10 protein-coding genes are annotated in these 13,091 nt (G+C 69.6%); 9 read left to right on the top strand and 1 reads right to left on the bottom strand.

Annotated elements, in window-relative coordinates; all coding sequences use genetic code 11:
- Positions 1-364: 364 nt before the first annotated feature.
- Complete coding sequence (locus CSC65_RS08505) at positions 365-1,423, top strand: aldose epimerase family protein (protein WP_162410136.1); 1,059 nt, start codon at positions 365-367, stop codon at positions 1,421-1,423.
- A 94-nt stretch (positions 1,424-1,517) separates the two neighbouring features.
- Positions 1,518-2,444 (top strand): Gfo/Idh/MocA family protein, encoded by a 927-nt coding sequence (locus CSC65_RS08500; RefSeq protein ID WP_162410135.1) that lies wholly within the window; start codon positions 1,518-1,520, stop codon positions 2,442-2,444.
- Between the two features lie 103 nt (positions 2,445-2,547).
- On the opposite strand, the gene CSC65_RS08495 is transcribed toward CSC65_RS08500, so the two are convergent.
- Positions 2,548-3,498, bottom strand: coding sequence for a LysR family transcriptional regulator (locus tag CSC65_RS08495; RefSeq protein WP_162410134.1), 951 nt, complete (start codon positions 3,496-3,498; stop codon positions 2,548-2,550).
- 149 nt (positions 3,499-3,647) lie between these two features.
- On the opposite strand from CSC65_RS08495, the gene araD1 reads away from it, so the two are divergent.
- The 7 genes from araD1 to CSC65_RS08460 all read left to right on the top strand — a co-directional run bounded on the left by araD1 (position 3,648) and on the right by CSC65_RS08460 (position 13,043).
- Complete coding sequence (gene araD1 / locus CSC65_RS08490) at positions 3,648-4,655, top strand: AraD1 family protein (protein WP_162410133.1); 1,008 nt, start codon at positions 3,648-3,650, stop codon at positions 4,653-4,655.
- Between the two features lie 49 nt (positions 4,656-4,704).
- On the top strand, positions 4,705-6,144 hold the full coding sequence (locus CSC65_RS08485; protein ID WP_162410132.1) for an aldehyde dehydrogenase family protein: 1,440 nt from the start codon (positions 4,705-4,707) through the stop codon (positions 6,142-6,144).
- Between the two features lie 100 nt (positions 6,145-6,244).
- A complete protein-coding gene (locus tag CSC65_RS08480; protein ID WP_238390325.1) occupies positions 6,245-7,237 on the top strand; it encodes an ABC transporter substrate-binding protein in 993 nt (330 codons plus the stop codon).
- Positions 7,238-7,307: 70 nt separating this feature from the next.
- On the top strand, positions 7,308-8,837 hold the full coding sequence (locus tag CSC65_RS08475) for a sugar ABC transporter ATP-binding protein (protein ID WP_162410131.1): 1,530 nt from the start codon (positions 7,308-7,310) through the stop codon (positions 8,835-8,837).
- Positions 8,834-9,895 carry an ABC transporter permease gene (locus CSC65_RS08470; RefSeq protein WP_162410130.1) on the top strand — a complete coding sequence of 354 codons (1,062 nt, stop codon included), beginning with the start codon at positions 8,834-8,836 and terminating at the stop codon, positions 9,893-9,895. Before CSC65_RS08475 ends, CSC65_RS08470 begins: the two co-directional genes overlap by 4 nt.
- Before the next feature lie 17 nt (positions 9,896-9,912).
- Complete coding sequence (gene yjfF, locus CSC65_RS08465; RefSeq protein WP_162410245.1) at positions 9,913-10,923, top strand: galactofuranose ABC transporter, permease protein YjfF; 1,011 nt, start codon at positions 9,913-9,915, stop codon at positions 10,921-10,923.
- Positions 10,920-13,043, top strand: a complete 2,124-nt coding sequence (locus CSC65_RS08460; RefSeq protein WP_162410129.1) for a glycoside hydrolase family 43 protein — start codon at positions 10,920-10,922, stop codon at positions 13,041-13,043. Before yjfF ends, CSC65_RS08460 begins: the two co-directional genes overlap by 4 nt.
- Positions 13,044-13,091: the final 48 nt, after the last annotated feature.

The following is a 13,091-nucleotide window of genomic DNA, read 5'->3' as shown; positions in this document are numbered from 1 at the left end:
TGCCCGGCGGGTGGATTCGGCCGCAACGCCACCTATTCCAGGCAGCCCGGTGCGGTCCGTTGCGCGACGATGCTACCCGTCGGGGGAATGCCCGAAAAATAACAAATGCGCCCGGATCGATACGCGTATTGCAATCGAGCGTGGGCCGCAGAGGGCGCCCTGTTTTCCCTTGTCTGGGCGCCGGCGGGGATGCGCGAGACACCCCTTCCCGGGAACGCGATGCGATCCATGCGGTCGCAGGCCTGTGCGCAGCTATTCCATTCGGGGCGCCTGCCATGCCCCTGATGACATTGGTGGGTCCGGGGCGCCGCGACTATCCTGCGCGCGGCCGGGTCGCGGCCGGAAGCGGGCAGGGGAACCGGGGATGACGCGAACGAGGCCATTCGGCCGGCTGGATGACGGCACCCCCGTGCATGCCTGGACGCTGGGGGATGCGGAGGGGCTGTCGGCGGAGATCCTCGACCTGGGCGGCATCCTGGCGCGGCTGGAGTTCCCCGGTGCCCACGGTCGTACCGGGCTGGTGCTCGGCTTGGGCGACGCGCAGGCCTATCACGACGATCCGGCCTACCTCGGCATCCTGGTCGGGCGCTTCGGCAACCGCATCGCCGGCGCGGCCTGCACGCTGGATGGGGAACGACTCCGGCTCACCGCCAACCAGGGCCGCAACCACCTGCATGGCGGCGCATCCGGTTTCGGTCGGCGGCTGTGGACGGTGGAGGCCCCCGATGCGTCCACCCTGGTGATGCGCTACCGCTCGCCGCACGGGGAAGAGGGTTATCCCGGCAACCTCGACGTGCGCGCGACGTATCGGCTGCAGGGCGCGCGCCTGCGCCTGGACTTCGAGGCGACCAGCGACCGGCCGACGCCGTTCAACCCGACCCACCACCCCTATTTCAACCTCGCCGGCGATCCGGCGGTGCCTGCGTCGGCGCAGTGGCTGCAGGTCCCGGCCAGCGGTTACCTGCCGGTGGACGAAGCCCTGATCCCGCTGGGCGAAGTCGCTGGCGTGTCCGGTTCACCGTTCGATTTCCGCGCCGCGCGCACGCTCGATGCGGCCTTCGATGGGCGCGATCCGCAACTGGGCACGGCAGGCGGCTACGACCACTGCCTCGTGCTCGATGCGCACAGCGACTACGCGGCGATGCTGTACTCGCCGCACAGCGGCATCGCGCTGCGCATCGACAGCGATGCGCCGGCGCTGCAGCTGTATGGCGGCCACGGGCTGGACCGGCAGCACCCGGGCCTCGGGCGCGGACTGTGCCTGGAGCCGCAAGGGTTTCCGGATGCGCCGAACCGGCCTGCGTTTCCCGACGCGATCCTGCGCCCCGGCACGACCTTCCGGCGGCGCATCGAGTACCGCTTCGCCATGCCCGGCCGGGCGCGCCCCTGGGAAGAAGTGGCGGCGGCGCTGGAGCGCGCCTGAAGCCAGCAGCGTCCAATCGCTATCGACCAGGCCTTACCGTAACCGCACTTCGACCGATGCCCGCATCGATCGGCCTTCCCCGGAGACCGCACCCGTGCCACCCATCAACCTCGCCATCGTCGGCATCGGCAAGATCGTTCGCGACCAGCACCTGCCGGCCGTGGCCGGCAACGACGACTACCGGCTGGTCGCCGCGGCGAGTCGCCACGGGCGGGTCGAGGGCATAGAAAATTTCAGCTCGATCGACGCAATGCTCTCGGCGCTACCGTCGATCCAGGCCGTCTCGCTGTGCATGCCGCCGCAGTATCGTTACGAAGCGGCGGTGAAGGCGCTCACGGCCGGCAAGCACGTGTTCCTGGAAAAACCGCCGGGCGCGACGCTTTCGGAAGTCGAAGGCCTCGCCGCGCTGGCCGCGGGCAAGGGGCTTTCGCTCTTCGCCAGCTGGCACTCGCGCTACGCGCCGGCCGTGGAAGCCGCGCGGGAATTCCTCGCCGGCACCCGGATCCGCTCGATGCGCGTGGCCTGGAAGGAAGACGTGCGCCAGTGGCATCCGGGCCAGGAATGGATCTGGCAGCCCGGCGGCCTGGGCGTGTTCGACCCCGGCATCAACGCGCTTTCCATCGTCACCCGGATCCTGCCGAACCCGGTATTCGTCACCGCGGCGATGCTGGAATTCCCGGAAAACCGCGATGCGCCGATCGCCGCATCGATCACCTTCAGCGATGCGGAAGGGCTGGACCTGGCGGCGGAATTCGACTGGCGCCAGACCGGCAGGCAGAGCTGGGACATCGTCGCGCTGACGGACGCCGGCGAGATGCTGCTGTCCGAGGGCGGCGCCCGGCTGTCGATCGACGGGCGCGTGGTGCACGAGCAGCCGGAGCAGGAGTATCCGATGCTGTACCGGCGTTTCGTCGCGATCATCCGGGCCGGCGAGTCCGACGTCGACCTCGCGCCGCTGCGCCATGTCGCCGATGCGTTCATGCTGGGTCGGCGCAGACAGGTCGACGCGTTCCACGACTGATCGCCGCAGCGACCGCCGATCCTCGAGCGAAGGCTATGCCGCTATATCCACGACGTTACGGCTTGCGCGCAGCCGGACGCGCCCGGCGCCACAGGGCGCCGGGTCAGGCCGGCGCGCCGTAGATTTCCGTGGCGGTCTCCTGCAGCGCACGCAGCACCGTGCGTGCGCCGGGCGACAGCAGCCAGTCGGTGCGGGTGATGATCCCGAACGAGTCCATCCTGCAGGACAGGTCCACCGGCACGATCCGGACCATGTCGTGTTCGGCGTAGTGGCGGGCGACGTCCACCGGCACGACGGCCAGGTAGTCGCTCTCCTGCAGCATCTTGGTCATGAACATCAGCGCGGTGGTCGCCAGCACCTGCCGCGGCGGTTGCAGGCCGGCGCTGCGGAACATCAGTTCGAAACGGTGGCGCAGCACGCTGCCCTCCGGCGGCACGATCCAGCTGGCGCGCGCCAGTTCGGCCAGGTCGGGGGCATCCAGCGCCAGGATCGGATGGCCGGGCCGGGCGATCGCGCAGATATCCTCCTCGGCCAGCGCCTGGTAGTGCAGGTAGCGCTTGTCATGGCGTTCGAACAGCCGCGCGACCAGGAAATCGAGCCGGTTCTGCTCCAGCCGTTCCAGCAGGACGTCGCTGCTCTCCACCAGCAGCGACACGCGCAGGTCCGGGTGCTGCCGGGCGATCCGCGCCAGCGCGGTCGGAAGCAGGCTCATCGCCGGCCCGGCGATCGCGCCGACCGCGATGTTGCCGGCCAGGCCGCCCTTGAGCGCCTCGATCTCCGCGCCGGCCTCGCCGAGGCTGGCCAGGGCGATACGCGCGTGCCGGATCATGGTCTCGCCATACCAGGTCGGGCTCATGCCCCGGGGCAGGCGCTCGAACAGCGGCACCCCGATCATTTCCTCCAGGTCCTTGAGCAGCTTGGAGGCGGCCGGTTGCGACATCGCCAGCGTTTCGGCGGCGCGATGGATGTTGCCTTCCTCGTCGATCGCGATCAGCAGCATGAGCTGCCGGGTCTTGAGCCGTGCACGGACGAACCAGGGGATGTTCTGCGGCACGGCGACTCCACGGATACAAATGTTCGTATATGTTATGCAGGAAATCGGATTGGATGCATATTCCTTCAGTGGGCAGAATGGGTGCAGGCACGTTCCGTCCCTCCCGGGACGGTCTGCCTTCCCATCCACGAGTCGGGCGGAAGGTAAAGATGCGACTGATCCAGCTGCGGGACGAGGCCGGGAACACGCGGGTGGGCGCCGTCGACGCCGACGCGAGCCGCGTGACCTTGCTGGAGGATGTCGATTCGACCTATGCGCTCGCCCACGCGGCCCTGGCCGCGGGCCGGAGCCTGGGAGCACAGGCTGCGGCGACCCTCGGTACGACGACCCTCGACTACGCGGCGTTGCTGCAGGCCGGGCGGGTACTCGGTCCGCTGCATCATCCCGACCCCGCGCACTGCCGGGTCACCGGTACCGGCCTCACCCACCTGGGCAGCGCGGCCGCGCGCGATGCGATGCACCAGAACCTCAAGCAGCAGGCCGACGCGGGCACGCTCACCGATTCCATGCGCATGTTCCGGTGGGGCGTGGAAGGGGGCGCGCCGGAGGCGGGCACGGCCGGCGCGCAGCCCGAGTGGTTCTACAAGGGCGATGGTTCGATCCTGGTCGCGCCGGGCGCGCCGTTGCCGTCCCCGGACTTCGCCCTGGACGGTGGCGAGGAACCCGAACTGGTCGGCCTGTACGTGATCGGCCCGGACGGCACCCCGCACCGGCTCGGTTTTGCGATCGGCAACGAGTTCTCCGACCACGTCACCGAGCGCCAGAACTACCTGTACCTGGCCCATTCCAAGCTGCGCGCCTGCGCGGTCGGCCCGGAACTGCGCACCGGCGCGCTGCCGCGCGACCTGCGCGGGACCAGCCGCATCCGCCGTGGCGGCGTGGTGCTGTGGGAGAAGCCCTTCCTCACCGGCGAGGCCAACATGTGCCATTCGCTGGAGAACCTCGAGTACCACCACTTCAAGTACGCCGCGCATCGCCGTCCTGGCGACGTGCACCTGCACTTCTTCGGCACCGCCACGCTCAGCTTCGCCGATGGCGTCCGCGCCGAGGCGGGCGACGTGTTCGAGGTCGACCTGCCGGAGCTGGGTGCGCCGCTGGTCAACCCGTTGCAAACCATCGCCGCGGGTTTTGCCCCGGGTGGCGTGCGCGCGCTGTAAGGTTCCGCTGGCACCAGCCCGCGCGCCAGGACAGGAAAGGAGAAAAACCGTGAGCGAACAGCGTTTCAGCAGCTACATCGCCGGCCAGTGGGTCGAGGGCGATGGTGGCCACGCCGACGAGAACCCCTCCGACCTGGCCACGCCGGTCGGCCACTACGGCGTGCTCGATGCCGCGCGCACCGCGCAGGCGGTCGATGCCGCCAGCGCCGCTTCGCCGAAATGGGCGCTGTCCAATCCGCAGCAGCGCGCCGACATCCTCGACGCCGTCGGCAGCGAGATCCTCGCCCGCAAGGAGGAACTGGGCCGGTTGCTCGCACGCGAGGAAGGCAAGACCCTGGCCGAGAGCATCGGCGAGGCGGCGCGTGCCGGACAGATCTTCAAGTTCTTCGCCGGCGAGGCGTTGCGCATCCCCGGCGAGAAGCTGGCCTCGACGCGCCCGGGCGTGGACGTGGAGATCACCCGCGAGCCGGTCGGCACCGTCGGCATCATCGCGCCGTGGAATTTTCCGCTGGCGATCCCGGCCTGGAAGATCGCGCCGGCGCTGGCCTACGGCAATACCGTGGTGTTCAAGCCGGCGGAGATCGTGCCCGGCTGCGCCTGGGCGATCGCCGAGATCCTGTCCCGCGCCGGATTGCCCGAAGGCGTGTTCAACATGGTGCTCGGCGGCGGCCGCATCGTCGGCCAGGCGATGGTCGAGCACCCGAAGCTCGACGCGCTGACCTTCACCGGTTCGGCGCCGACCGGCCATGCGCTGCTCAGGCAGGCGGCCGCGCGCGCGCTGAAGGTGCAGATGGAAATGGGCGGCAAGAATCCGCTGGTGGTGCTGGCCGATGCCGACCTGGACAAGGCGGTGGAGTGCGCGGTCAACGGCGCGTACTTCTCCACCGGCCAGCGCTGCACCGCGTCGAGCCGGCTGATCGTCGAGAACGGCATTTACGACGCCTTCGTGGCCAAGGTGCAGGCGCGGCTGGCGAAGGTGAAGGTCGGCGATCCGCTCGAGGCTGGCGTGGACATCGGTCCGGTCGCCAGCCAGGCGCAGCTGGACACCGACCTGGCCTACATCCGCGCCGGGCACGAGGACGGCGGCGAACTGCTCGCCGGTGGCGAGCGCGTGGAATGGAAAACGAAGGGCCACTTCCTGGCGCCGACCCTGTTCGCGGCCAAGCCGTCGGACCGCGTCGCCCGCGAGGAGATCTTCGGACCGGTCGCCGCGCTGCTGCGCGCCGACGACTACGAGCACGCGCTGGCGCTGGCCAACGACACCGAATTCGGCCTGTGCGCCGGCATCTGCACCACCTCGCTCAAGTACGCCACGCACTTCAAGCGGCACGCGCAGGCGGGCATGGTGATGGTCAACCTGCCGACCGCGGGCGTGGATCCGCACGTGCCGTTCGGCGGGCGCAAGGCATCCAGCTATGGGCCGCGGGAGCAGGGGCGCTACGCGGTGGAGTTCTACACGACGGTCAAGACCGCCTATACCGCGGCTTGAGCCGCAACTTCCGCGGCCGCGCACTGGAGGGTGCGTGGCACGTCGCCGACGGCAAGGCCGGGGCGACGGCGGAGGCACCACATGCATCGAGGGAGGAGCGATGGACAAGGGTTTGAAGCTGGCAGCGGCGATGCTGTGCGCGGTGGTGCTCGGCGCCTGCGGCAAGGGTGGCGGTGACGCTGCGGCGAAGGCGGACGCGATCAGGGTCGGCTTCAGCCAGGTCGGCGCCGAGAGCGAATGGCGCACCGCCAATACCCGTTCGGTGAAGGAGGCGCTGGTCGCGCCGGAATTCAACCTCAAGTTCTCCGACGCGCAGCAGAAGCAGGAGAACCAGATCAAGGCATTGCGCTCGTTCATCGCCCAGGACGTGGACGTGATCGCGTTCTCGCCGGTGGTCGAGTCCGGGTGGGAGACGGTGCTGCGCGAGGCCAAGGCCGCCAATATCCCGGTCGTGCTGACCGATCGAGCGGTGGACGTGTCCGACGACTCGCTCTACACCACGCTGATCGGCTCGGACTTCGTCGAGGAAGGCCGTCGCGCCGCGCGCTGGCTGCTCGAGGACTCCGCGTCTCGTAAAAGCTCGGGCGCGGCCGGCCCGGTCCGCATCGTCGACCTGCAGGGCACGGTCGGTTCGGCCCCGGCGATCGACCGCATGGCGGGCTTCAAGGAAGTGATTGGCCAGGATCCGCGCTTCGCCATCGTCCGTTCGCAGAGCGGCGACTTCACCCGGGCCAAGGGCAAGGAAGTGATGGAAGCCTTCCTCAAGGCCGAAGGCCGCGACGGCATCGACGTGCTGTTCGCGCACAACGACGACATGGCGATCGGCGCGATCCAGGCCATCGAGGAGGCTGGTCTCAAGCCGGGCGAGGATATCCGCATCGTCTCCATCGACGGCGTGCGTGGCGCGTTCGAGGCGATGAAGGCCGGCAAGCTCAACGCCACGGTCGAGTGCAATCCGCTGCTCGGTCCGCAACTGGCCCAGATCATCCGCGACGTGCATGCGGGCAAGCCGGTGGCCAGGCGCGTCGAGGTCGAAGAGGGTGTGTTCACCCGCGACCAGGCCGCGGCCGAACTGCCCAACCGCAAGTACTGATCGCGTCCGTGGCGCCGGCGATGCGAACGTTGCCATCCGCTTCGTCCGTCGTCCCGGCGTGGGTGCCGGGTTGAGCGCGGTCGTGCTGCAGGCGCGGGGCCTGGCCAAGCGCTACGGCGCGACCGTGGCGCTGGACGGTGCCGGTCTTGTCCTGCGCGCCGGCGAGATCCACGCGCTGATGGGACAGAACGGCGCCGGCAAGTCGACCCTGATCAAGCTGCTCACCGGCGTGGAGCAGGTCGACGCCGGGACGATCGAACTGGACGGGCGTACGATCGCCCCGGCTTCGCCGCTGGCGGCGCAGCGCGAGGGCATCAGCACGGTCTACCAGGAAGTGAACCTGTGCCCGAACCTGTCGGTGGCCGAGAACCTGTATGCCGGCCGTTATCCGCGCAGGTTCGGGCTGGTCGACTGGAAGCAGGTGCGGGCAGGCGCGCGTGCACTGCTCGCCGAACTGCACCTGGACATCGACGTCGACCTGCCGCTGGCGGCCTACCCGGTAGCGGTGCAGCAGATGGTGGCGATCGCGCGCGCGCTGGGCGTGTCGGCGCGGGTGCTGGTCCTGGACGAACCGACCTCGAGCCTGGACGAGGACGAGGTCCGCGAGCTGTTCGCGGTGATGCGCCGGCTGCGCGAGCGCGGCATGGCGATCCTGTTCGTCACCCATTTCCTCGACCAGGTGTATGCGGTGTCCGATCGCATCACCGTGCTGCGCAACGGCGCGCTGGCCGGCGAGTACCTGCCGGCGCAGTTGCCCCAGGCCGCGCTGGTTTCGGCGATGGTGGGGCGCGAGGTCGAGCTGGCCGGCGGACGCGACGCAAGCCACGAAGTGCCGGTGGATGCACCGGTGGTGGTCGAGGCGCGCGGCCTGGGTCGGCGCGGCAGCCTGCAGCCGGTCGACCTGCAGTTGCGCGCCGGCGAGGTGCTGGGCCTGGGTGGCCTGCTCGGTTCCGGGCGCACCGAACTGGCGCGACTGCTGTTCGGGCTGGATCGTGCCGACTGCGGCGAACTGCGCATGGAACACGGGCCGGTGGAGTTGCGGCATCCGGCCGAGGCGGTCGCGCACGGGCTGGCGCTATGCCCCGAAGAGCGCAAGACCGAGGGAATCGTGGCAGGCCTGTCGGTCCGCGAAAACATCGTCCTGGCGCTGCAGGCCCGGATGGGCTGGTGGCGCGCGCTGCCGCGCGCAAGGCAGGAAGAGCTGGCGCGGCAGTCCGTCGCGCTGCTCGGGATCAAGGTCGCCGACATCGAGACCCCGGTCGGTGCGCTGTCCGGCGGCAACCAGCAGAAGGTGGTGCTCGCGCGCTGGCTGGCCACGCAGCCCAGGCTCCTCGTCCTGGACGAACCCACGCGCGGCATCGACGTCGCGGCCAAGCAGGAAATCATGGCCGAAGTGCTGCGCCTCGCCCGCCAGGGGATGGCGGTGCTCTTCATCTCCGCCGAGATCGAGGAACTGACCCGCCTCAGCGACCGCATCGCGGTCATGCGCGAGCGGCGCAAGGCCGGTGAACTCCCGGGAGGCAGCGACGGAGGCCAGGTGCTGGCCCTGCTTGCCGCGCACGAGCCCGCGGTTCGTGCAGCCGGCGCGGCGGGCGCATGAGCGGCGCGGAGGCACGCACGAGCTCCAGGCAGGTGCTGCACCGCGGCCTGGCCCACCCCCTGTTCTGGCCTTTGCTGGCGCTGGCTCTGCTGCTGCTCGGCAATGGGCTGTTCAATCCGGGTTTCCTTTCGCTGCAATGGCGCGATGGCCACCTGTACGGCAACCTGGTCGACATCGCCAACCGCGCCGCGCCGCTGGTGCTGGTGTCGCTGGGCATGACCCTGGTGATCGCCGTGCGTGGCCTGGACATCTCCGTGGGCGCGGTGCTTGCCATCGCCGCCACCGTGGCGGCATGGACGATCGCACGGATGCAGGCCGCGGGCAGCGAGGGGCTGGCGCCGCTGTTCGCGGCGATCACCGCCGCCCTGGGCGTGGCGCTGCTGTGCGGGTTCTGGAACGGCCTGCTCGTGGTCAAGCTCGGCCTGCAGCCGATCATCGCCACGCTGGTACTCATGGTGGCCGGACGCGGCATCGCCCAGCTGGTCAGCGACGGCCAGATCCTGACCATCTACTACGAGCCCTTCGCCTTCCTCGGCAACGGATTCCTGTTCGGGCTGCCGTTTTCGCTGTTCGTGGTCGCCGCGGTGTTCGTTGGACTGAAACTGCTGCTTGACCGCAGTGCGCTGGGCCTGTTCGTGCGCGCGATCGGCCACAACCCGGTCGCCGCCCACGTGGCCGGCGTGCGCGCGAAAGCCATCACCTGGTCGCTGTACGTGTTCTGCGGCTTCACCGCGGGCCTGGCCGGATTGCTGGTCAGTTCAAACGTGGCCAGCGCCGACGCCAACAACGCAGGCCAGTTGCTGGAGCTGGATGCGATCCTGGCGGTGGCGCTGGGCGGTACCGCGCTGGCGGGCGGCCGCTTCAGCCTGGCGGGCAGCCTGGTCGGCGCGCTGATCATCCAGGCGCTGACCACCACCATCTATGCCATCGGCGTGCCGCCGCAGGTCAATCTGGTGGTCAAGGCGCTGCTGGTGACGGCGGTCCTGCTGCTGCAGTCGCCCGAGTTCCGCGGGCGCCTGCGTGCACGGCTGTCGCGCCGGGCGGGAGGTGCGACGTGAGTACGCCGGTTGCCGCGATGCGCGCGCCGGGTTTCCTGTCGCGGCTGTGGCGCGATCCGCGCCAGCTCTCGCTGGCGATCACGATCGGCCTGTTCGTGGCCATGTCGGTGGCCGGCGGCGTGATGTACGACGGTTTCCTGCGCCCGCAGGTGTTCCTCAACCTCCTGATCGACAATGCGTTCCTGCTGATCGTCGCGGTGGGCATGACCTTCGTGATCGTCAGCGGCGGCATCGACCTGTCGGTCGGCGCGGTGGTGGCTTTCAGCACGGTCCTGCTGGCCTGGCTGGTGCAGGTCCACGGCTGGCATCCACTGGCGGCGATCCCGCTGGTACTGGCGCTGGGCGCGGCCTTCGGCGCGCTGATGGGCACGCTGATCGAGCGCTACCGCCTGCAGCCGTTCGTGGTCACCCTGGCGGGCATGTTCCTCGCACGCGGCGCGGCGACCCTGCTCAGCGTGGAGTCGATCGGCATCGACCACGCCTTCCATGTCGCGGTGGCCAACCTGCGAATCCCGCTCGGTGGCGGCGCCTCGCTGTCGGCCGGGGCGGTGATCGCGCTGCTGGTGGTGGCCGGCGGCGCGGTGCTGGCAGGGATGACCCGGTTCGGTCGCGGCGTCTACGCGATCGGTGGCAGCGAAGCCTCGGCCTTGCTGATGGGCCTGCCGGTGGCGGCCACGCGGGTCGGCGTCTACGCACTGAGCGGGTTCTGCTCGGCGCTGGCCGGTGTGGTCTACACGTTCTACATGCTCAGCGGCTACAGCCTGCACGCCACGGGGCTGGAGCTGGATGCGATCGCCGCGGTGGTCATCGGTGGCACGCTGCTGGCCGGCGGCAGCGGCTACGTGCTCGGTACCCTGTTCGGCGTGCTGGTGCTCGGCCTGATCCAGACCCTGATCGTGTTCGACGGCACGCTGAGCTCGTGGTGGACGAAGATCGCCATCGGCGGCCTGCTGCTGGCGTTCTGCCTGCTGCAGCAGCTGCTGGTGCGCAGCTCGCGCCGCAGGGCCCCGCAGGAACCACCTGCATGATCGGACGCGGGGGGAAACTCCGTCTCCGCTTCCTCGCGACGTCCTGCCTGCTGGTCGCGTCCGCGATCCTCGGTACGGCGCCCGCGGCACCGGCGACGACCTGGATCGCCGACAATGGCAACGGCAGCTTCACCAACCCGATCTTCCACGACGAGTTCTCCGATCCGGACCTGATCCGGGTCGGCGACGATTTCTACATGGTCGGCACGACCATGCATGCGGTGCCCGGGTTGCCGGTGCTGCACTCGCGCGACCTGGTCAACTGGACCTTCCTCACCTACGCGATGCCCGGCTTCGGTGCCGGCGACGAGTTCCGCCTGGCGGGCGGCCGCGAGGTCTACGGGCAGGGCATCTGGGCGCCGTGCATCCGCTACCACGACGGCACGTTCTACATCTTCTCCAACATCAACGGCCACGGCCTGCAGGTGTTCACCGCGCGCGATCCGACCGGCCCATGGGAGCAGCGTTCGCTGGGGCGAAGCCTGCATGACCTCTCAGTTTTGTTCGACGACGACGGGCGCGTCTACGCGGTGTACGACTACCAGCAGGTGCGGATGGTCGAACTGAAGCCGGACATGAGTGGCTTCGTCGAAGGCAGCGACCGGGTGGTGATCCCCGCCGGCCAGGCGATGGGCGAGGGCCACCACTTCTACAAGATCGATGGCCGCTACTACATCATCAGCGCCAACTACGCACCGGTCGGGCGGATGCAGGCCGCGCGTGCCGACCGGATCGAAGGTCCCTACGAGACGGTCGTGATCAGCGCCGGCGAGACCATGGGCACGCAGCGCGGCTGGTGGCTGGACAACGTCGGCCAGCGCGCCCCGGTGCCCACCGGCGCTACTGCATTCCGGATGCACAAGCCCGACGCCAATGCGCTGGGTGCCGTGCCGTTGCACCAGGGCGGGATCGTGCAGCTGGCCAATGGCCAGTGGTGGGGCTTCTCGATGATGGACGTCAAGTCGATCGGGCGCACCACGTTCCTCTCGCCGGTCACCTGGCACGATGGCTGGCCGTACTTCGGCCTGCCGGGCAACCTGGGGCGCTCGCCGCGCACCTGGACCAAGCCCGATGTCGGCATCGCCACGGAGCCCGTGGCCACCTGGGAGCGCAGCGACGATTTTTCCGGAGCGGCACTCAAGCCGCTGTGGCAGTGGAACCACGAGCCGGTGGCCGGGCGCTGGTCTCTGTCCGAACGTCCCGGCGCGCTGCGGCTGCATGCCTTGCCTGCCGACGATTTCCTCTGGGCGCGCAACACGCTCACCCAGCGTGCGATCGGCCCGGAGTCGTCGGCCACGGTGCTGCTGGATGCCTCCGGCCTGCGCGCGGGCGATGTCGCCGGCCTGGGGCTGCTGAATATTCCCGCCGCCTGGATCGGCGTGGTCCGCAACGATCAAGGCGCGGTCCTGCGCGCGTACTCGCAGGATGGCGACAGGCGCATCGACCTGCCGTTGTCCTCGACCCGCGTGCATCTGCGCGCCAGCGGCGACTACGAGGCCGACCTGGCGCAACTGTCCTACAGCCTCGACGGCATCCACTTCACGCCGGTGGGCGAAGCAGTGCGCCTGCCGTACGGGCTGAAGACCTTCCAGGGCGTGCGTTATGCGTTGTTCGCCTACAGCAAAGACGGCGTAGCGGGCGGATACGCGGATTTCGACGATTTCGTGGTGGACGAACCGCAGGCCGACCGCTCGCGCAACATTCCCTTCGGCCAGGTGATCCGGCTGGCCAACCTGGCCGATGGCAGCCTGGCCTGGACCAGTCCCTTGGGCATGCTGCACTCCGCCGGTGCCGGCTCCACGGACGCGGCGGGTACGCGTTTCCGCGTGCATGATCGCGGCCAGGGCAGGGTCGCGCTGGAGGTCGTTGATGGCGGCGGCTTCCTCACCGTGGTCGGCGCCGGGCTCGCCGCCGACGTGCGCGTGACCGCGCGCGAGTCCGAGGGAAGCCTGTTCGCGTGGCAGGACATGCTGCGCGGCGAGGCGATGCTGATGTCGCTGCTGACCCACCGCTACGTCGGCCTGTCACCCGGCTCGGGCGAAGCGTATTCCGCGGACCGCCCGGGTACGCGACCGGACCGGCGCGACGGGACGGTACTGTCGTGGAGGCCGGCGCGCTGACCCGTTCAGCGAAGCGGCGTGAGCGAGGACCACGGGCATCCGATCGGC

It is taken from the genome of Pseudoxanthomonas daejeonensis (assembly GCF_010093205.1).
Lineage (GTDB): Bacteria > Pseudomonadota > Gammaproteobacteria > Xanthomonadales > Xanthomonadaceae > Pseudoxanthomonas > Pseudoxanthomonas daejeonensis.
Note: the sequence above shows the minus strand (reverse complement) of the source record. Positions and strands in the feature narration are given on the sequence as shown.